Origin of the sequence: Xanthomonas sacchari, assembly GCF_040529065.1 — a bacterium.
GTDB lineage: Bacteria > Pseudomonadota > Gammaproteobacteria > Xanthomonadales > Xanthomonadaceae > Xanthomonas_A > Xanthomonas_A sacchari.
Map to the genome: position 1 here is coordinate 2710555 of NZ_CP132343.1, position 22770 is coordinate 2733324.

Below are 22770 nucleotides of genomic sequence, written 5' to 3' on the forward strand. Positions count from 1 at the left end.
CACCAGCAGCGAGTGCCCGCCCAGTTCGAAGAAGTTGTCCTGGCGCCCGACCTGTTCCAGGCCCAGCAACTCCTGCCAGATCGTCGCGATGGTCTGCTCCACCTCCCCCACCGGCGCCTCGTAGGCACGGCTGGCCACCGCCGCCTGGCCCGGAACCGGCAAGGCCTTGCGGTCCAGCTTGCCGTTGGGGGTGAGCGGCAGCGCCTCCAGCGTCACGAACGCGTTGGGCACCATGTACTCCGGCAAGGCCTGCGCCAGCGTCTCGCGCAGCGCCGCCGCCGACAGCTCCACGCCCACCTCCGCCACCAGGTACGCCACCAGCCGCTGATCGCCCGGCACGTCCTCGCGCGCCAGCACCACTGCCTCGCGCACGCCTGCGCATGCCACCAGCCGCGCCTCGATCTCACCCAGCTCGATCCGGAACCCGCGCACCTTCACCTGGAAGTCGTTGCGTCCCAGATACTCCAGCGTGCCGTCGGCGCGCCAGCGGCCCAGATCGCCGGTGCGGTACATCCGCGCTCCCGCCTCCTGCGCGAACGGATCGTCCAGGAACCGCTGCGCGGTCAACTCCGGCCGGTGCAGGTAGCCGCGCGCCACGCCCACCCCGCCGATGTGGATCTCCCCCGCCACTCCGATCGGGACCGGCTGCCCCTGCGCATCGAGCAGGTAGATCCGCGCATTGGCGATCGGCTTGCCGATCGCCGGCCCGCCCGTGGAGGCCGCCACGTCCTCGATCGTCGCGTCCACCGTGCACTCGGTGGGGCCGTACATGTTGTGGAAGCCCACCTGCGTGGACGCGCGCAGCCGCTCCCACAGGTGCGGCCCGATCGCTTCGCCGCCCAACAGTACGCTGCGCGGCCGACGCGCCCCAGGCGCTAGCAGCCCGGCGGCCAGCCATGCCTCCAGTTGCGAGGGCGTGCTGTCCACCGCATCGATGCGCTGCTGCTCCAGGAATCCTACCAGCGCCGCGGCATTGGCCCGCAGCGCCTGCGGGATCAGCACCAGGCAGTGGCCCGACAGCAACTGCAGCAGCCCCTTGAGCGACATGTCGAAGGAGAATGCCGCGTTCAATGCCACCCGCGCATTGGCCGGACATTGGCGGTGCGTGGTCCGGGTCATCACCTGCCAGAAGTTCACCGCCGAGCAGTGCTCGACCATGACGCCCTTGGGTTGGCCGGTGGAACCGGAGGTATAGATCACGTAGGCCAGGTGCCGGGCGTGCAAGCCGGGCACCACCGGGTCGTGCGCGGCAGTGGCGGCGTCGTGCGCCAGGTCTTCAAGCACCAGCACGGGCGCGGCGGCGCTGGCCAGCATTGGCAGTTGCGCATGCAGCGCGGCCTGGGTGACCACCGCCATCGGCGCGCTGTCGGCCAGCATGTAGGCCAGGCGCTCGGCCGGATAGGCCGGGTCCAGTGGCACGTAGGCGCCGCCGGCCTTGAGGATGCCCAGCACGCCGACCACCAGGTCCACGCTGCGCTCGGTGCACAGCGCAACGCGCTCGTCCGGGCGCACGCCCAGGCCGATCAGGCGGTGCGCGAGCCGGTTGGCCCGCCGGTTCAACTCCCCGTAGCTCAGCACCTGGCCGTCGCACTCCACGGCCGGGGCGTCTGGCTGCCGCGCCGCCTGCGCCGCGAACAGGCCGTGGATCAACGCCTGCTGCGGATACGCCGCCTGTGTGGCATTGAACCCGTGCAGCACCTGCGAACGCTCGGCCGGCGACAACAGCGGCAGGCGGCTCACCGGCTGCGTATCGTCGGCCACCATGGCGTTCAGTATGGCTACCAGATAGGCATTGAACCTGCAGATCGTCTCGTGATCGAACAGGCTGGTGGAATAGATGAGTTTGCCTGTCAGGCCCTTGCCCGAATCGATGAACGACAGATCCAGATCGAAGTGCGCGCTGCCATGCGCCATCTCGACCTTCTTAGCGGTCAGCCCCGGTAGCTGCAAGGCCTCCTCGCCGACCGCATTGTTCATGCTCAGCAACACCTGGAACACCGGGCTATAGCTCAGGTTGCGCTCGGGCTGCAGGGCTTCGACCACCTGCTCGAACGGCAGATCCTGGTGCGCGTAGGCCTCCAGCGTCGTCGACCTGACCTGGGCCAGCAGCGCGGCCACGCTGGGATCGGCCTGCAGGTCCACGCGTAGCGCCAGCGTGTTGACGAAGAAGCCGACCAGCGGCTCGATCTCCGCACGCGCGCGATTGGCCACCGGGCTGCCGATGACGATGTCGTGCTGCCCGCTCAACCGCGCCAGCAGGATCGACCATGCGGCCAGCAAGGTCATGAACAAGGTGGTGCCGTGACGCTGCGACAGCGCACGCAGCCCGGTGCTCAGTTCTGCAGTCAGGCTGAGGTCGATGCCGTCACCGACGTAGGTCTGCGACGCCGGCCGTGGCCGATCCGTCGGCAGTTCCAGCAGCGCCGGCGCGCCGCGCAGGTGCCCGGTCCAGAAATCGAGCTGCCGTTGCAGCACCTCGCCCTTGAGCCACTGGCGCTGCCAGGCCGCATAGTCGGCGTACTGGATCGGCAGCGGCGGAAGCGGATCGGGCTCGCCCCGGCAGAACGCGCTGTACAGGGCGCCGACCTCGCGGATCAGCACGGCCGTCGACCAGCCGTCGGAGATGATGTGGTGCTGGGTCACCAGCAGAACATGCTCGTTCTCGGACAGCGACAGCAGGTGGCCGCGATAAAGCGGCCCGTTCCTCAGATCGAAGGGCGCATGCGCCTCAGTGGCGAGCAATGCGTCCAGCGCTGCCCGCTGCGCCACGGGATCGAGCGCGCGCCAGTCCTGCTCGACCAGGGCAAATCCGGCGTCCGCGGCGACGATCGTCTGGCGCGGCTCACCGTCGGCACTGACGAACACCGTGCGCAGGCTCTCGTGCCGCGCCACGATGCGGTCCAGGGTCGACCGCAGCGCCGCCTGGTCGAGGTGTCCGATCAAGCGCAGGGCGGCCTGCAGATGATAGGCCGCGCCGGCAGCATGATCGAGCTGGTCCAGGAACCACAGTCGCTGCTGTGCCCACGACAATGGCAAGGGCTGGCTGCGATCGGCGCGCGGAATGCCCTGCTTCCTGCTTTCTTCGGCATGCAGTGCAATGCGTTGCTTCATCCGGTTCTGGATGATGGTCTGTTTCAGCGCTTCCAGCGCGGCGGCGTTGTCAGTCATTGATCGACTCTCGATCCAGCATCTCGCGTAGTTCTTCCTCGGACAGGGAGTCCAGCTCGCGCTGCATGCGCTCGAGCTCGTCGCCCAGAAAGACCGTCTTTTGCAGTTCGTCGACGGCAGCGGCCAGCTCCATCAGCGTCGGCCGTTCGAACAGCGCACGCAGCACCACGTCGACCTGGAATTGCTCGCGGATCCGGATCACCAGTTGCATCACCAGCAGCGAGTGCCCGCCCAGTTCGAAGAAGTTGTCCTGGCGGCCGATCTGTTCCAGGCCCAGCAACTCCTGCCAGATCGTCGCGATGGCCTGCTCCACCTCCCCCACCGGCGCCTCGTAGGCACGGCTGGCCACCGCCGCCTGGCCCGGAACCGGCAAGGCCTTGCGGTCCAGCTTGCCGTTGGGGGTGAGCGGCAGCGCCTCCAGCGTCACGAACGCGTTGGGCACCATGTACTCCGGCAAGGCCTGCGCCAGCGTCTCGCGCAGCGCCGCCGCCGACAGCTCCACGCCCACCTCCGCCACCAGGTACGCCACCAGCCGCTGATCGCCCGGCACGTCCTCGCGCGCCAGCACCACTGCCTCGCGCACGCCTGCGCATGCCACCAGCCGCGCCTCGATCTCACCCAGCTCGATCCGGAACCCGCGCACCTTCACCTGGAAGTCGTTGCGTCCCAGATACTCCAGCGTGCCGTCGGCGCGCCAGCGGCCCAGATCGCCGGTGCGGTACATCCGCGCTCCCGCCTCCTGCGCGAACGGATCGTCCAGGAACCGCTGCGCGGTCAACTCCGGCCGGTGCAGGTAGCCGCGCGCCACGCCCACCCCGCCGATGTGGATCTCCCCCGCCACTCCGATCGGGACCGGCTGCCCCTGCGCATCGAGCAGGTAGATCCGCGCATTGGCGATCGGCTTGCCGATCGCCGGCCCGCCCGTGGAGGCCGCCACGTCCTCGATCGTCGCGTCCACCGTGCACTCGGTGGGGCCGTACATGTTGTGGAAGCCCACCTGCGTGGACGCGCGCAGCCGCTCCCACAGGTGCGGCCCGATCGCTTCGCCGCCCAACAGTACGCTGCGCGGCCGACGCGCCCCAGGCGCTAGCAGCCCGGCGGCCAGCCATGCCTCCAGTTGCGAGGGCGTGCTGTCCACCGCATCGATGCGCTGCTGCTCCAGGAATCCTACCAGCGCCGCGGCATTGGCCCGCAGCGCCTGCGGGATCAGCACCAGGCAGTGGCCCGACAGCAACTGCAGCAGCCCCTTGAGCGACATGTCGAAGGAGAACGCCGCGTTCAATGCCACCCGCGCATTGGCCGGACATTGGCGGTGCGTGGTCCGGGTCATCACCTGCCAGAAGTTCACCGCCGAGCGGTGCTCGACCATGACGCCCTTGGGTTGGCCGGTGGAACCGGAGGTATAGATCACGTAGGCCAGGTGCCGGGCGTGCAAGCCGGGCACCACCGGGTCGTGCGTGGCAGTGGCGGCGTCGTGCGCCAGGTCTTCGAGCACCAGCACGGGCGCGGCGGCGCTGGCCAGCATCGGCAGTTGCGCATACAGCGTGGCCTGGGTGACCACCGCCATCGGCGCGCTGTCGGCCAGCATGTAGGCCAGCCGCTCGGCCGGATAGGCCGGGTCCAGTGGCACGTAGGCGCCGCCGGCCTTGAGGATGCCCAGCACGCCGACCACCAGGTCCACGCTGCGCTCGGTGCACAGCGCAACGCGCTCGTCCGGGCGCACGCCCAGGCCGATCAGGCGGTGCGCGAGCCGGTTGGCCCGCCGGTTCAACTCGCCATAGCTCAGCATCTGGCCGTCGCACTCCACGGCCGGTGCGTCCGGCTGCCGCGCCGCCTGCGCCGCGAACAGGCCGTGGATCAGCGCCTGCTGCGGATACGCCGCCTGCGTGGCATTGAACCCGTGCAGCACCTGCGAACGCTCGGCCGATGGCAGGACCTGCAATGCGCGCACCGCAAAGGTGGGCTGCGTTTCGAGCGCGGCAACCAGGGCCGTCACGGCCGTGCCCAGGTAATGGACGACGCGCTGCGGATCGATCCTGGCGCTGCACTGCACGACCAGGGCGAAGCCTCGCCCGAAATCGTCAACCGACATGGTCAGCGGGTAATTGGTGCGAATCTCGTCGCTCACCACCCGCACGCCCGACCATGCCTGTGCCTCGGCGCTGTCGTGGTCGTAATTGTGCCGGTAGTTGAGCAAGGCGGTGAACAACGGCAGCGGTGGCTGGATGCCGCTGCAACGTTGTGTCACGGCCAGCGGCATTTGCTCATGGAGCAATAGCGCGCTCAAGCGTCGGTGCGTCTCACGCACTGCCTCGGCCACGCCGAGTTCCGCCAGCTGCAAGCGAATCGGCAGGGTGTTGATGAACATCCCGACCACATGTTCGGTCCCTTCGGTCTCTTGCAGGCGGCCCGACAGCACCGTGCCGAACACCACGTCGTCGCGCCCGCTGCACCGGGCCAGCACCTGTGCCCAGGCCAGATGGAACAGCACCGACGGGGTCACCCCTTGTTGCCGCGCCACCTCGCGCAGCCGCAGCGCCAACGCGTCATCCAGCCGCAGGCGTGCTTCGTGCACTTCGCCAGCGCTTTCCGCCTGCACGTCCAGCACCCCGAACGGCGCCGTGGGTTCGTCCACATCGCCCAGTTGCGCGCGGAAATACGCCTCGTGCTCTGCCTCGGACACCGCCAGCGTCCGTGCGATGAAATCCCGATATGGCTTCGGCGCCGGCAGCGTGGCCTGCTGGCCCTGCAGGACGGCCTGAATTTCCGACAGGATCTGATCCTGGGCGATGTGATCGCAGACGATGTGGTGGTTGAGCAGGGCCAGCAGCCACTCGCCGGTCGCCGGATCGCGCGCCACGTAGGCCGCCAGGATCGGTGCCTGCCGCAGATCCAGCCGTACCCGCCGCGGGTCGGTCAGGGCCAGCAACTGCGCCTGTGCCGGCGCATCCGCCGACAGCATCAGCTCGTGAACCGGCAACACCGCGCGGCGCTGCACCACTTGCACCGGCTTGGTCAGTTCCTCCCAGTGCACCGCACTGCGGAGGATGTCGTGGCGATCGATCACCTGCTGCAAGGCGTCCAGGAACGCATCCAGCCGCGCGCGGCCGTCGAAGGCCACCATCGTGCAAAGCAGGTAGATGTCGCCACCGCTGCCGCTTTCCAGCAGGTGATGGAACAGGATGCCTTCCTGCAGGGGCGCCAGCGGGTAGATATCCTGGACATTGGACGTGCCGCCAGGCACGCCGCCCACGATGCGATCGATCTCCGCCTGGGTCAGGTTCACCAGCGGCAGCAGCTCCGGCACGATCGCCGTGGTCGATGGAGTAATCAAGTTGTGGGGCACGGCGCCGCGCACGATTGCCGGCGACGCCTGCAGCAGATGTGCCGACAGCGCGCTCAGCGTCGGCGCCATGAACACGCTGCGTACGTCCGCGCTCAGCCCGCTCCTGCGCAATCGCTCGATCATGCCGATCACCAGCAGCGAGTGCCCGCCCAGTTCGAAGAAATTGTCCTGCCGCCCGACCTGCTCCAGGCCGAGCACCTCTTGCCAGATCGTCGCAATCGCCTGCTCGACTTCCCCAACCGGCGCTTCGTACACACGGTTGGCCACCGCCCCGAGGTCCGGTGCTGGCAATGCCTTGCGGTCCAACTTGCCGTTAGGTGTGAGTGGCAGCGCCTCCAAGGTCACGAATGCACTGGGCACCATGTAGTCCGGCAAGTCTTTCGACAACGCTTCGCGCAAGGCCCCCACCGTCGGTGCGACACCGTCCTGCGGCACCACGTAGGCGATCAGACGCTTTTCGTCGGACGCTCCCTTCTGCGCAACCACCACCGCTTCGCGCACCCCGGCAGCCGCGGCCAGCCTTGCCTCGATCTCGCCCAGTTCGACGCGGAATCCACGCACCTTCACCTGGAAGTCGTTGCGGCCAAGGAACTCGATATGGCCGCCCTGGCGATAGCGCGCGCGATCGCCGCTCTTGTACATGCGCGCACCCGGCATGGTACTGAAGGGATCTCGCAGGTAGCGCTCGGCGGTCAGCGCATCGCGGTTGAGGTAGCCACGCGTGACGCCGTCGCCGCCGATGTAGATCTCGCCGGCAACGCCGAGCGGGACCGGTTGCAATGCCGCGTCCAGGATGTAGATCTGAGTATTGGCCACGGGCCGCCCGATCGTCGCGCTGGCCATCGTCTCGTTTAACGCGTCGTACTGCACATAGGCTGCGGTACAGGTGACGGTGGTCTCGGTGGGCCCGTAGGTATTGATGAGCTTGAGCGACGCAGGACGCAGCGCGTCCCATGCTTGCAGCTTCTGGGTCGATAGCGCGTCGCCGGTAACGTTGAGCAGGCGCAGATGGTGCAGGTCACGATGCGCCTTGTCAGGATCGCGTTGCCACTCGGTGACCAGGGTGTGCCAGTGCGCGGCGGTGATATGTACCACGGTCAGCGCCGGCCCCGCATCTTCGCCCGCTGTGCCGAAGATGCGGCTGGTCGGCAGCAACGTCGCGCCGCCGCACAGGGCCGGGAACATCTCTTCCACCGAGACGTCGAAGTTCAGTGAATTCTGCTGCAACACGGTATCGCTCGGCACGATGCCGAACAGGCGCACCGCGTCGAAGATGTAGTTGACTAGGCCGCGATGTTCGACCATCACGCCCTTGGGCAGCCCGGTGGTGCCGGAGGTGTAGATCACGTAGGCCAGATGGCGAGGTGTCAGATCGGCGACCAGCGGATCGTGCACCGGCTGTTGCACCAGTGTCCGGTCCCGGTCCAGCGTGAGCAGCGGAATCTGCGCGTGGCCAGAGCTGGCACGCTGCGCGATGTCGTCGAGACCGGCATGCGTCAGCAGCACGAGCGGACGGCTGTCTTCCAGGATGTAGGCCAGGCGCTCGGCCGGGTACGCCGGGTCCAGTGGCACATAGGCACCGCCGGCCTTTAGGATGCCCAGCACGCCGATCACCATCCATGCATTGCGCTCGGCACAGATCGCGACCCGCGTGTCGGGTTTCACGCCGAGTTCGATCAGGCGATGCGCCAGGCGGTTCGCCTGGCGATTGAGCTCCGCGTAACTCAGCTGCTGCCCGTGGTCCCTCACCGCGATGGCATGCGGTTGCGCAGCGACCTGCGCCTCGAACAGATGGTGAATGCAGAGATCCCGGGGGTATGGCCTCACCGTGTCGTTGAACGCCACCAGCAACTGGTGGCGCTCGGCATCGGTGAGCAGAGGCAATTCGCTCACGCGCAACTGCGGGTCGCTTACCAGCGCCTGCAGCAGGAGATCGAAGTGGCTGGCCAGGCGCACGATCCGCTCGCGGTCGAACAAATCGGTCGCGTACTTCAGCACCCCGCGAATGGCATCGCCCTCTTCCAGCAATGCCAACGACAGGTCGAACTGCGAGGTGGGGCTGCGTGTCTCCTGGGCCACCAGGGTCAGACCCGGCAGATGGAACGCGTGCTGCGGCGTGTTCTGCAGGTCCAGCGACACCTGGAACAGGGGACTGTGACTGAGGCTGCGTTCGGGCTGGAGTGCTTCGACCACCTGCTCGAACGGCAAATCTTGGTGCGCGTAGGCGCCCAGCGTTGCGGCCTTGACCCGCTCCAGCAGCTCGACCACGGTGGGGTCGGCCTGCACACCCACGCGCAAGGCCAGGGTATTGACGAAGAAACCCACCAGTGGCTCGATCTCGGCACGCGGGCGGTTCGCCACCGGGGTACCGACGACGATGTCGTCCTGGCCGCTCAAGCGCGACAGTAGCGCCGTCCACGCGGTCAGCAGTGTCATGAACAGGGTGACGCCATGCCGGCGCGAGAACGTGTTCAGCTCGGCGACACGGGCTGCAGAGAGGCGGACTTCTACTTCGTCGCCCGCATAGCGCTGCACCGCCGGCCGCGGCCGATCGGTCGGCAGCTCCAGCAGCGCCGGGGCGTCGCGCAGGTGTTCCTTCCAGAACGCGAGCTGGTCCTGCTGCGCCGGACCCTGCAGCCAGCGCCGCTGCCAGGCGGCATAATCCGCGTACTGCACCGACAATGTCGGCAGAGGGTCAGGCTCGCCCTGGCGGAATGCTGCGTACAGCGTGCTGAGCTCGCCCACCAGCACCCCGATCGACCAGCCATCGGAGACGATGTGATGCTGGGTGACCAGCAGCACATGCTCCTCGTCGGAAAGCTGCAGCAGCCTGCCCCGGATCAAGGGGCCGCGCGCCAGATCGAATGGAGCATGTGCTTCGTTCGTGCTGAATTCGGCGACCGCGGCGGATTGCGCCGCCGCGCCCCGCTCGCGCAAGTCGTGCGAGATCAGCAGGAAACCGGCATCTGCGGCGGCGATGAATTGTTGCGGCGTCCCTTCCACGCTGGTGAAGGTGGTGCGCAAGCTCTCGTGCCGCGCCACCAGGCGATCGAGGCTGGCCTGGAGCGCCACGCGGTCCAGGCTGCCGCTCAGGTGCAACGCCACGGGAATGTGATACGCAGCGCTGGCCGCAGGGTCCAGTTGGTCGAGAAACCACAGCCGCTGCTGTGCCCACGACAATGGCAGCGTCCCACTGCGGTCCACCGGCACGATCGCGTCCTGCGTCGCGGCACCCGCGCCGGCCACGCGCGCGGCCAAGCGTGCCAGCACCGGCTGCGCGAACACCTCGCGCAGCGGCAATTCGATGCCCAGCGCCGCGCGCAGGCGCGTCACCAGTCGCACCGCAAGCAAAGAGTGTCCGCCGAGCTCGAAGAAGTGATCCTGTCGCCCCACCCGTTCCAGGCCCAGCAGTTCTTCCCAAAGCGCGGCGATCGCCTGTTCCAGTTCTCCCTGCGGCGCGACATATGCGTGGCTGACCACCGCCGCCTGGTCGGGTGTCGGCAAAGCCCGGCGATCCAGCTTGCCGTTGGGCGACAGCGGCAAGCTCTCCAACGTCACGAATGCACTAGGCACCATGTACTCGGGCAGCGCCTGCGACAGCACCTCGCGCAGTGCGCTCGCCGATGGCGCGATACTGGCTTCGGGTACGACATAGGCCACGAGCCGTTTGTCGCCGGTCGCGTCCTCGCCTGCCAACACAACAGCCTCGCGCACGCCGGTGCAGGCTGCCAACCTGGCCTCGATCTCCCCCAGTTCGACGCGGAAGCCTCGGATCTTCACCTGGAAGTCGTTTCGACCCAGGTACTCGATGGTGCCGTCGGCCCGCCAGCGACCCAGGTCGCCGGTGCGGTACATGCGCGCATGCGGCATGTCCGAGAACGGATCGGCCAGGAACCGCTCTGCAGTCAACTCCGGGCGGTGCAGGTAACCGCGCGCCAGTGCGTCTCCGCCGATATGCAGCTCGCCAGTGACACCGATCGGTACCGGGGCGCCATGCGCATCCAGCAGGTAAATGCGCACGTTGGCGATCGGCTTACCTATCGGAGGCAGCGCCGGCCATCTCGCCGGCTCCTCCGCCAGGGTCAATGCCGTGACCACGTGCGTCTCCGTCGGCCCATAGTGATTGTGCAGCCGGCACCCTGGGTTCGCATCAAAGAACGCTCGGATCGCCGGATTGGCGAACAGTTGTTCGCCAGCCGTCACCACCCCACGCAGGGCCGGCGTCGTGGTCCCGGATTGCTGCGCCGCGGCGGCCATGCCCTGCAACGCGACAAAGGGCAGAAATATCCGCTGCACCTGCTGCGCCTGGAGGAATCGCAGCAGCTCGAAAGGATCCTGCCGGATAGCGTCGTCCACCAGCAGCAGACAACCACCCGTGCCCAGGGTATGGAAGATCTCCTGGAACGCGACGTCGAATCCCAGTGCGGAGAACTGCAGGACACGTTCGGGCAAGCAGGCTCCCGGGTAGGCACCCTGCTGCCATGCCAACAGGTTGCGCAGCGCCCGATGCGGCATCGCGACACCCTTGGGCTTGCCCGTCGAGCCGGAGGTATAGATGACATAGGCAAGGTGGTCCGACCCGATTGCCCGCGGCAAGGGGTTACTTTCGGGTTGCCCCGTCAGTTCTTCCAGGCCCTGCGCGTCCAGATGCAAACGCGGCACAGAAGCGGCAAGCGGAAGTGCTATCGATGGCTGCGTCACCACAACGGATGGCGCGCTGTCCTGCAGAAGATAGGCGAGGCGCTCGGCAGGATAGGCAGGGTCCAGAGGCACGTATGCCCCACCCGCCTTGAGCGCGCCGAGTACGGCGACGACCAGTTCCGGGCAGCGCTCCATGCAGATCGCGACGCGGTCGTCCGGACGCACCCCCAGCGCGATCAGGCGATGCGCAAGCCGGTTGGCGCAGCGGTTCAATGCGCCGTAGGTCAGTCGCTGCCCTGCGTGTTCCACCGCGATGGCATCGGGCTGCTGTGCGGCCATCGCCTCGAACTCCGCGTGCACCGGTTGCCGATACGGATACTCCGCCTGCGTGGCATTGAACCGGACCAGCACCGTCTCGCGCTCGACCTCCGGCAGGATGGGCAATCGGCAAACCGTCTGCCGGTCGTCGGCCACCATGGCGTTCAGCACGGCCCTCCAGCAGCCGAGCAACCTCTCCATGGTCTGGCGATCGAACAGATCCGTGGCATAGGTCAGCTCACCTGCCAGGCCACCCGCCGCTTCGCTAAGCGACAGGGCGAGATCGAACTGCGCGGTGTTCTGCGGATTGTCCAGCACCGCCAGGCTCAACCCCGGCAGCGCCGGTTCGCCGTCCGCGGGCGTGTTGTTCAGGCCGAGCATCGCCTGAAATATCGGGCTGTAGCTCAGGCTGCGCGCTGGCTGAAGTGCTTCGACCACCTGCTCGAATGGCAGGTCCTGATGCGCATAAGCCGCGAGCGTCGTCGTCCTGACCTGCGCCAGCAGCGCTGCTACGCTCGGGTCTTCCCGCAGATCCACCCGCAATGCCAGAGTATTGACGAAAAAGCCCACCAGCGGCTCGATCTCGGCCCGCGCCCGGTTTGCTACGGGACTGCCGATCACGACCTGGTCCTGACCGCTGAAGCGCGCAAGCAGTACCGACCAACTGGCGAGCAGGGTCATGAACAAGGTCGCGCCATGACGCTGCGACAGGGCATGCAATGCGCTGAAGAGATCCACGTCCACACGAACCGGAATGCGGTCGCCCGCGTAGCGCTGCGTGGCTGGGCGCGGCCGGTCAGTCGGCAGTTCCAGCAACGCGGGTGCGCCCTGCAACTGCCCGCGCCAAAAGGCGATCTGTTCCTGCAGAAGATCGCCCTGCAGCCAAATTCGCTGCCATGCGGCATAGTCCGCGTACTGGATCTGCAATGCCGGCAATGGATCGGACGCACCGATATGGAAGGCGGCATACAGCGCGCTGAACTCGCGTACCAGCACCCCGATCGACCAGCCATCGGAGACGATGTGGTGCTGGGTCACCAGCAGCACGTGCTCCTGCGCGGACAAAGCCAACAGGCGGCCGCGGATCAGCGGGCCTTTCGCCAGGTCGAACGGCGCGCCAGCCTCGGCGAGGCGCAGTTCGGAGACCGCTGCGTCTTGGGCGGCAGCGTCCAACCCACGCAGATCGTGCGTAATCAATGCGAAGCCACTGTCCGGTGGCGCGATCACCTGCTGTGGCTCGCCCTCCACGCTGACGAAGGTCGTACGCAGGCTTTCGTGACGCGCTACGATCCGGTCGAGGCTCGACTGCAGCGCGGCGAGGTCCAACTGCCCGCTCAGCTGTAGCGCCGTCGGCATGTGATAAGCCGCTCCCGCCGCCGCGTCGAGCTGGTCCAGGAACCAAAGCCGTTGCTGTGCCCATGACAATGGCAGCGGCCGGGTGCGATCGGTCAACGGAATGATCGCGTGGGACGCCCGGCTCGCTGCAGCGATGACAGTGGCGAGGGCAGCTAACATCGGTGCAACGAAGACGCTGTGCACGGGCAGTTCCACGCCCAGCGTCGCGCGCAGACGCGTCACCAGCCGGACGGCCAGCAAGGAATGTCCGCCCAGTTCGAAGAAGTGATCGTGCCGGCCCACTCGCTCCAGACCAAGCAGTTCCTGCCAGATCGTCGCGAGTGACTGTTCGATCTCGCCCACCGGCGGCATGTAGTCGCTGCTCGCCAATGCCGCCCGGTCCGGCACCGGCAATGCCTGACGATCCAGCTTGCCATTCGGCGTCAGCGGCAAGCTCTCCAACATCATGAACGCGCTGGGCACCATGTACTCGGGCAAGGCCTGCGATAGCGCATCGCGCAGCGACGCCACCGCCAACGCATTGCCGGCGTCGGGCACCACATAGGCCACCAGCCGCTTGTCGCCCGGCACATCCTCGCGTGCGAGCACCACTGCCTCGCGTACGCCCGCGCACGCCGCCAGCCGCGCCTCGATCTCCCCCAGCTCGATGCGGAACCCGCGCACCTTCACCTGGAAATCGTTACGCCCCAGATACTCGATGTTGCCGTCCGGCCGCCAGCGCCCCAGATCGCCGGTGCGATACATGCGGGCATCGGGATCGGACGCAAACGGATCGGCCAGGAACCGCTCGGCCGTCAGCTCCGGGCGGTTCAAGTAGCCGCGGGCCACACCGGCACCGCCGATGTACAGCTCGCCGATCACCCCGATTGGCACCGGCTGACCCTGCGCATCCAGCACGTACACCTGCGTGTTGGCGATCGGCCGACCGATGGGCATCGGATCGCATACCAGGCCAACCTGGGTGCGATGGAGCGTCGCCCATACGGTCGCTTCGGTGGGGCCATACTCGTTGTACAGCGCAAGCTCCGGAACAAAGCGCTCCGTCATCCTCTGCAGGGCGGGAGGGCAGACCTCTCCCGCCACGATGATTTCCTTGAGGCTTCGCTCGTGGCTCTCTTCCATCTGCTCAAGGATCAGGCGCGCCAGCGACGGTACGCAAAGCAGCGTGGTGATGCAATGCCGATTGATGTCACGCGCAATTGCCTGCGGGTCATGCCCAGCATCGCGCTCAAGGACCACCAGCGTCCCGCCCTCGAGCAGGGTGCCGAAGATGCCGGCAACCGAGCTGTCGAAGGCAATGGACGACAGCAGTAGAAAGCGCTCGTACCCAGCGTACGCGTTCGTTCTGGCCAGGGTAGACGCCACCAATTGCCGATGCTCGATCATCACTCCCTTGGGCCGTCCGGTGGAGCCGGAGGTGTAGATCACGTAGGCCAGATGCCGCGCACTCAGACCAGCCACGACCGGATCGTGTACCGGCTGTAGGGCCAATGTGGCATCGTCCACGGCCACCCGGGTCACGTCCGCCGTCGGATCCAGGTGCTGGACCTTCTCGGCCAGCGCTGACTGCGTCAACAGCGCAACCGGCTCGGCATCGGCCAGCATGTAGGCCAGCCGCTCGGCCGGATACGCCGGATCCAGCGGCACGTAGGCACCGCCGGCCTTGAGGATCGCCAGGATCCCCACCACCATCTCCACGCTGCGCGGCAGGCAGATCGCCACGCGCGTATCCGGTTGCACGCCCAGTGCGATCAGGCGGTGCGCCAGCTGGTTGGCACGGGCGTTCAATGCACCGTAGCTCAGCTGCTGGTCCCCGCACTCCAGGGCCAGCGCCTGCGGCTGCCGCGATGCCTGCGCCTGGAACAAGGCATGGATCGGCGTGTTCTGCGGAACATCCATCCGCGTCGCGTTGAACGTGTGCAATACCTGCTCGCGTTCCTCCGGCGATAACAACGGCAGGCGCGAGACGGCTTGCGTGTCGTCACTCACCATCGCCGCCAGCAGCGTCTGCCACTGGCCCAGCAACCGCTCCATGCGCGCCGGCTCGAACAGGTCGGCCGCATACACCAGCCCACCGACGAGCCCATCCGGCGTCTCGCTCAGCGCCAGCGACAGGTCGAACTGCGCGCTCGGCGTGCCCGTCTCCAATGCAGCCAGACGCAGGCCGGGCAGCTGCAACGCCCCCTCGCCGGGGGTGTTGTTCAAGCTCAGCATCGCCTGGAACACCGGGCTGTGACTCAGGCTGCGCACCGGCTGCACCGCTTCGACCACCTGCTCGAACGGCAGATCCTGGTGCGCATAGACGCCCAGCAGCCTGGCACGCACCTGCGCCAACAGCGCCGCCACACTCGGGTCGCCGTCCAGGTCCACGCGCAGGGCCAGGGTGTTGGCGAAGAAGCCGATCAACGGCTCGATCTCGGCGCGTTGCCGGTTCGCCACCGGGCTGCCGATCACCACCTGGTGCTGGCCGCTCAGCCGCCCCAGCAGCGCCGACCAGCTGGCCAGCAGCGTCATGAACAGCGTGGTGCCGTGGCGCTGCGACAGCTGCTGCAGTTGGACACTGAGCGACTGCGGTACCCGCACCGCCACGCGGGCGCCCCGGTAGCGTTGCACCGCCGGCCGCGGCTGGTCGGTCGGCAGCTCCAGCAGTGCCGGTGCATCACGCAACTGGTCCTTCCAGAACGCCCGTTGTTCGTCCAGCACAGTCCCCTGCAACCAGCGCCGCTGCCAGGCCGCATAGTCCGCATACTGCACCGGCAGTGCCGGCAAGGGATCGGCCGCGCCGGTCAGGAAGGCGGCATACAGCGCGCTGACCTCACCCACCAGTACCCCGATCGACCAGCCATCGGAGACGATATGGTGCTGGGTCACCAGCAACACGTGCTCCTGCGCAGACAACACCAACAGGCGGCCGCGGATCAGCGGGCCCTGCGCCAGGTCGAACGGCGCGCCGGCCTCGGCCAGGCGCAGTTCTGCGACCGCCGCCTCCTGCTCGGCCCCCTGCAGATGGCGCAGGTCGTGCTCGATCAACTGGAAGCCGCTATCTGCCGGTGCGATCACCTGTCGCGGTTCGCCCTCCACGCTGGCGAAGGTGGTGCGCAGGCTCTCGTGCCGCGCCACCACGCGGTCCAGGCTGCACTGCAGCGCGGTGCGGTCCAGCATACCGCTCAGCCGCAGCGCGGCCGGGATGTGATAGGCCGCGCCCGCAGCATGATCGAGTTGATCCAGGAACCACAGCCGCTGCTGCGCCCACGACAGCGGCAACGTCCCCTCCCCCCGCTCCACCGGCTCGATCGCCTCCTGCGTCGTGGCGCCGGCAGCGGCCACGCGTGCGGCCAAGGCGGCCAGCACCGGATGGGCGAAGACCTCGCGCAATGCCAGTTCCACCCCCAGCGTCGCACGCACCCGGGTCACCAGGCGCACCGCCAGCAACGAGTGCCCGCCCAGCTCGAAGAAGTGGTCCTGCCGCCCCACCCGCTCCAGACCAAGCAGTTCCTGCCAGATCGTCGCGAGTGACTGTTCGATCTCGCCCACCGGCGGCATGTAGTCGCTGCTCGCCAATGCCGCCCGGTCCGGCACCGGCAATGCCTGACGATCCAGCTTGCCATTCGGCGTCAGCGGCAAGCTCTCCAACATCACGAACGCGCTGGGCACCATGTACTCGGGCAAGGCCTGCGATAGCGCATCGCGCAGCGACGCCACCGCCAACGCATTGCCGGCGTCGGGCACCACATAGGCCACCAGCCGCTTGTCGCCCGGCACATCCTCGCGTGCGAGCACCACTGCCTCGCGTACGCTCGCGCACGCCGCCAGCCGCGCCTCGATCTCCCCCAGCTCGATGCGGAACCCGCGCACCTTCACCTGGAAATCGTTACGCCCCAGATACTCGATGTTGCCGTCCGGCCGCCAGCGCCCCAGATCGCCGGTGCGGTACATGCGGGCATCGCGATCGGACGCAAACGGATCGGCCAGGAACCGCTCGGCCGTCAGCTCCGGGCGGTTCAAGTAGCCGCGGGCCACACCGGCACCGCCGATGTACAGCTCGCCGATCACCCCGATCGGTACCGGCTGACCCTGCGCATCCAGCACGTACACCTGCGTATTGGCGATCGGCTTGCCGATATGGCCAACGAACCCGGTCTCCCGCGTCATCGTCGTCCAGGTCGAGTAGGTCGTTGTCTCCGAAGGACCGTACAGGTTCGCCACCACCTGCGCCTGGCTTGTCGCAAACACCCGCTCCACCAGCGCTCGCTTCAGCGGCTCGCCGGCCAGGTTCACCGTCGTCACCGAGGCCGGCAGGTCCGCGCCGTCCAGCACCGCGGCCATCGCCGAAGGCACCGTGTTGACCAGCGTCGTCCCATCCAGGGCCTGCCCCGCCGACACCAGGTCCGCAACCAGCCGCACGCTGCGGCCGCTGCTCAGCGGCACGAACAACTCGAACACGGCCAAGTCGAAATTGATCGACGTCGACAACAGCGTCGTGGCCAACTGCTCGGCACTGAAGCTGGCCTGCGCCCAGGCCACCAGGTTGACGGCGTTGGCATGCGCGAGCATCACCCCCTTGGGCCGTCCGGTGGAGCCGGAGGTGTAGATCACGTAGGCCAGATGCCGCGCACTCAGACCAGCCACGACCGGATCGTGTGCCGGCTGGCGGGCCAGTGCGGCATCGTCGTCCACGGCCACGATTGCCACGGCCCTCTCGTCGCCGCCGAGAGCACGCACCGTGTCGACCAACCGCGCCTGCGTCAGCAGCGCCACCGGCTCGGCATCGGCCAGCATGTAGGCCAGCCGCTCGGCCGGATACGCCGGATCCAGCGGCACGTAGGCACCGCCGGCCTTGAGGATCGCCAGGATCCCCACCACCATCTCCACGCTGCGCGGCAGGCAGATCGCCACGCGCGTATCCGGTTGCACGCCCAGTGCGATCAGGCGGTGCGCCAGCTGGTTGGCACGGGCGTTCAATGCACCGTAGCTCAGCTGCTGGTCCCCGCACTCCAGGGCCAGCGCCTGCGGCTGCCGCGATGCCTGCGCCTGGAACAAGGCATGGATCGGCGTGTTCTGCGGAACATCCATCCGCGTCGCGTTGAACGTGTGCAATACCTGCTCGCGTTCCTCCGGCGATAACAACGGCAGGCGCGAGACGGCTTGCGTGTCGTCACTCACCATCGCCGCCAGCAGCGTCTGCCACTGGCCCAGCAACCGCTCCATGCGCGCCGGCTCGAACAGGTCGGCCGCATACACCAGCCCACCGACGAGCCCATCCGGCGTCTCGCTCAGCGCCAGCGACAGGTCGAACTGCGCGCTCGGCGTGCCCGTCTCCAATGCAGCCAGACGCAGGCCGGGCAGCTGCAACGCCCCCTCGCCGGGGGTGTTGTTCAAGCTCAGCATCGCCTGGAACACCGGGCTGTGACTCAGGCTGCGCACCGGCTGCACCGCTTCGACCACCTGCTCGAACGGCAGATCCTGGTGCGCATAGGCGCCCAGCAGCCTGGCACGCACCTGCGCCAACAGCGCCGCCACACTCGGGTCGCCGTCCAGGTCCACGCGCAGGGCCAGGGTGTTGGCGAAGAAGCCGATCAACGGCTCGATCTCGGCGCGTTGCCGGTTCGCCACCGGGCTGCCGATCACCACCTGGTGCTGGCCGCTCAGCCGCCCCAGCAGCGCCGACCAACTGGCCAGCAGCGTCATGAACAGCGTGGCGCCGTGGCGCTGCGACAGCTGCTGCAGTTGGGTACTGAGCGCCTGCGGTACCCGCACCGCCACGCGGGCGCCCCGGTAGCGTTGCACCGCCGGCCGCGGGTGGTCGGTCGGCAGCTCCAGCAGTGCCGGTGCATCACGCAACTGGTCCTTCCAGAACCCCCGTTGTTCGTCCAGCACAGTCCCCTGCAACCAGCGCCGCTGCCAGGCCGCATAGTCCGCATACTGCACCGGCAGTGCCGGCAAGGGATCGGCCGCGCCGGTCAGGAAGGCGGCATACAGCGCGCTGACCTCACCCACCAGTACCCCGATCGACCAGCCATCGGAGACGATATGGTGCTGGGTCACCAGCAGAACGTGTTCCTTTTCGGCGAGAACCAGCAAGCGGCCACGCACCAGCGGGCCCTGCGCCAGGTCGAACGGCGCGCCGGCCTCGGCCAGGCGCAGTTCTGCGACCGCCGCCTCCTGCTCGGCCCCCTGCAGATGGCGCAGGTCGTGCTCGATCAACTGGAAGCCGCTATCTGCCGGTGCGATCACCTGTCGCGGTTCGCCCTCCACGCTGGCGAAGGTGGTGCGCAGGCTCTCGTGCCGCGCCACCACGCGGTCCAGGCTGCACTGCAGCGCGGTGCGGTCCAGCATACCGCTCAGCCGCAGCGCGGCCGGGATGTGATAGGCCGCGCCCGCAGCATGATCGAGTTGATCCAGGAACCACAGCCGCTGCTGCGCCCACGACAGCGGCAACGTCCCCTCCCCCCGCTCCACCGGCTCGATCGCCTCCTGCGTCGTGGCGCCGGCAGCGGCCACGCGTGCGGCCAAGGCGGCCAGCATTGGGTGGGCGAAGACCTCACGCAATGCCAGTTCCACCCCCAGCGTCGCACGCACCCGGGTCACCAGGCGCACCGCCAGCAACGAGTGCCCGCCCAGCTCGAAGAAGTGGTCCTGCCGCCCGACCCGCTCCAGGTTCAACAGCGCCTGCCACAACGCTGCGAGCACCTGCTCCACCTCCCCCTGCGGCGCTTCGTACTGCCGGCTGGCCACGGCCGCTTGGTCCGGCGCCGGCAATGCCTGACGATCCAGCTTGCCGTTGGGCGTCAGCGGCAAGCTCTCCAGCATCACGAACGCGCTTGGCACCATGTACTCGGGCAAGGCCTGCGATAGCGCATCACGCAGCGACGCCACCGCCAACGCATTGCCGGCGTCGGGCACCACATAGGCCACCAGCCGCTTGTCGCCCGGCACATCCTCGCGTGCGAGCACCACTGCCTCGCGTACGCTCGCGCACGCCGCCAGCCGCGCCTCGATCTCCCCCAGCTCGATGCGGAACCCGCGCACCTTCACCTGGAAATCGTTACGCCCCAGATACTCGATGTTGCCGTCCGGCCGCCAGCGCCCCAGATCGCCGGTGCGGTACATGCGGGCATCGCGATCGGACGCAAACGGATCGGCCAGGAACCGCTCGGCCGTCAGCTCCGGGCGGTTCAAGTAGCCGCGGGCCACACCGGCACCGCCGATGTACAGCTCGCCGATCACCCCGATCGGTACCGGCTGACCCTGCGCATCCAGCACGTACACCTGCGTATTGGCGATCGGCTTGCCGATATGGCCAACGAACCCGGTCTCCCGCGTCATCGTCGTCCAGGTCGAGTAGGTCGTTGTCTCCGAAGGACCGTACAGGTTCGCCACCACCTGCGCCTGGCTTGTCGCAAACACCCGCTCCACCAGCGCTCGCTTCAGCGGCTCGCCGGCCAGGTTCACCGTCGTCACCGAGGCCGGCAGGTCCGCGCCGTCCAGCACCGCGGCCATCGCCGAAGGCACCGTGTTGACCAGCGTCGTCCCGTCCAGGGCCTGCCCCGCCGACACCAGGTCCGCAACCAGCCGCACGCTGCGGCCGCTGCTCAGCGGCACGAACAGCTCGAACACGGCCAGGTCGAAATTGATCGACGTCGACAACAGCGTCGTGGCCAACTGCTCGGCACTGAAGCTGGCCTGCGCCCAGGCCACCAGGTTGACGGCGTTGGCATGCGCGAGCATCACCCCCTTGGGCCGACCGGTGGAGCCGGAGGTGTAGATCACGTAGGCCAGATGCCGCACACTCAGACCGGCCACGACCGGATCGTATACCGGCTGGAGGGCCAATGTGGCATCGTCCACGGCCACCCGGGCCACGCCCGCCGTTGGATCCAGGTGCTGGACCTTCTCGGCCAGCGCGGCCTGCGTCAGCAGCGCCACCGGCTCGGCATCGGCCAGCATGTAGGCCAGCCGCTCGGCCGGATACGCCGGATCCAGCGGCACGTAGGCACCGCCGGCCTTGAGGATCGCCAGGATCCCCACCACCATCTCCACGCTGCGCGGCAGGCAGATCGCCACGCGCGTATCCGGTTGCACGCCCAGTGCGATCAGGCGGTGCGCCAGCTGGTTGGCACGGGCGTTCAATGCACCGTAGCTCAGCTGCTGGTCCCCGCACTCCAGGGCCAGCGCCTGCGGCTGCCGCGATGCCTGCGCCTGGAACAAGGCGTGGATCGGCATGTCCTGCGGAACATCCATCCGCGTCGCGTTGAACGTGTGCAATACCTGCTCGCGTTCGTCCGGCGATAACAACGGCAGGCGCGAGACGGCTTGCGTATCGTCGGCCACCATCCCCTGCAGGAGAATCAGCCAGGCCTTGCCAAGACGCTCCACCGTCTGCTGTTCGAACACACCATGGTCGAACTTGAATGCGCATCGGATGCCCTGCTCCAACTCGATCACCTCAAGCAAGAGCGGAATGCCATGGTTTGCACCGCTGCGGCATGCGGAATAGGCACTGAGGCCGACGCCGCCCCATGCGACCAGCTCCCGACCATGCGTACCGTCCCACAGGCGACGCAGGCCGCCGCCGTGTCTGGCGTTCTGGAACACGAACATGGTCTGGTAGAACGGATGCTGGCCTGTGCTCCGCGCAGGTTGCAGTTCCTCGACCAGCGAAGCGAAGGGGTACTCCTGATTCTTCATGCCACGCAGCGCGGTCGTGCGCACCATGCGCAATACGTCCGCCAGGCTCGCAGCGCTCTGGAATACGGCACGCATCACCACCGGATTGACGAAATCGCCGACCACTGCGTCCCATTCCGACTGGGTGCGTCCCGGCATCGGCGATCCGACCGAAATATCGTCCTGACCACCGTGGCGATGCAACAGAATCATGTAGGCGGACAGGAGCGTGGTGTACAACGAGCCCCCGTGGCGCCGCCCAAGTGCGTGCAGGTCGAGCGCCAGCGATGGCGGAATCGTCAACGCGACCTCACCGAACCGGCCCGACATCTGTGACGTCGACCGATCCGCTGGCAACGGCAAATTCTGCGCAGCACCCCGCAACGCTGCATGCCAATAGTCCCGCTGCGCTTTCGCCTGGCCACTCTGCAACCATTGCGCCTGCCAACGAACATAGTCCTCGTAGCCGACCTCGGCTTCCGCCTGATCGGCCACGATCTTCCCGCCGAGCAACGTGCCCAGCTCATCCAGCAAGCGCCAATAGGACCAACCATCGACCGCAATGTGATCGAACGCCAGCATCAGGATCTGCGTGTCGTCGTCGCGCCGATACAGCCCCGCCCGAATCGGGGGGCACTGAAAAAGATCAAAGGGCTCGATGGCATCGTTGCGCACGCGACGCAACAGCGCCTCAGGAGAGAAGGCACAGGTATCGTCGAGGATCAGTGGCACGTCCGCGCACGCGGATACGGACTGTTCGACTTCGTCGCCGTTATCCCGAAAACGGAAACGCAACATCGGGTGGCGCTGGACAAGCGCCTGTAGCGCAGACAACAAGCTGTCCGCCGCTAACGTGCCATGTATGACGGCCGCGAACGCATTGTTATGTTCACCACGGGCATCGGGTGCCAGGCGGTACAGGAACCAACGGCTGCGTTGTGCGGCCGACAGCGGCATCCATAGGCCAGCCTGAGCATCCAGCTTCATGCATCGATCCTTCGTTGGTGATCCATACGCGAGGGCGTGGCATCAAGCGCGCCAAACCGCGAATCCAGGAACTGCGCGAGTGCGTGGATGCTGGGATGATCGAACAGCCATTCGAGATCGACCTCGACGCCGAGCGCATCCTCGAGCTTGCGCGTCAGGCGCAGGCCGATCAAGGAATCCACGCCCTGCTCGGCGAAGGTCTGGGTCACCGAGATCTGCGCCGCATCGACCTCCAGCAGTTCCGACAATGCCTGTTTCAGCCACAGCTCGCGCGCGCTCATCGATCA

General features: G+C 67.5%; 3 protein-coding genes (1 of these 3 only partly in view). All 3 read right to left on the minus strand.

Going from position 1 to position 22770, the window contains the following annotated elements:
- Tightly spaced (each overlapping or abutting the next), the 3 genes in view from RAB71_RS11410 to RAB71_RS11420 form a layout consistent with a single transcriptional unit that may run on beyond the window.
- On the minus strand, nt 1-3168 hold the start of the coding sequence (locus RAB71_RS11410) for an amino acid adenylation domain-containing protein (RefSeq protein ID WP_353940049.1). The gene continues 6699 nt to the left of window position 1, outside the view; 3168 of the gene's 9867 nt are visible here — the first part of the coding sequence; it begins with the start codon at nt 3166-3168; its stop codon lies off the left edge, out of view.
- On the minus strand, nt 3161-22483 hold the full coding sequence (locus RAB71_RS11415) for a non-ribosomal peptide synthase/polyketide synthase (RefSeq protein WP_353940050.1): 19323 nt from the start codon (nt 22481-22483) through the stop codon (nt 3161-3163). The genes RAB71_RS11410 and RAB71_RS11415 overlap by 8 nt, the downstream gene beginning before the upstream one ends.
- Complete coding sequence (locus tag RAB71_RS11420) at nt 22480-22764, minus strand: acyl carrier protein (RefSeq protein WP_010341889.1); 285 nt, start codon at nt 22762-22764, stop codon at nt 22480-22482. Before RAB71_RS11420 ends, RAB71_RS11415 begins: the two co-directional genes overlap by 4 nt.
- Nucleotides 22765-22770: the final 6 nt, after the last annotated feature.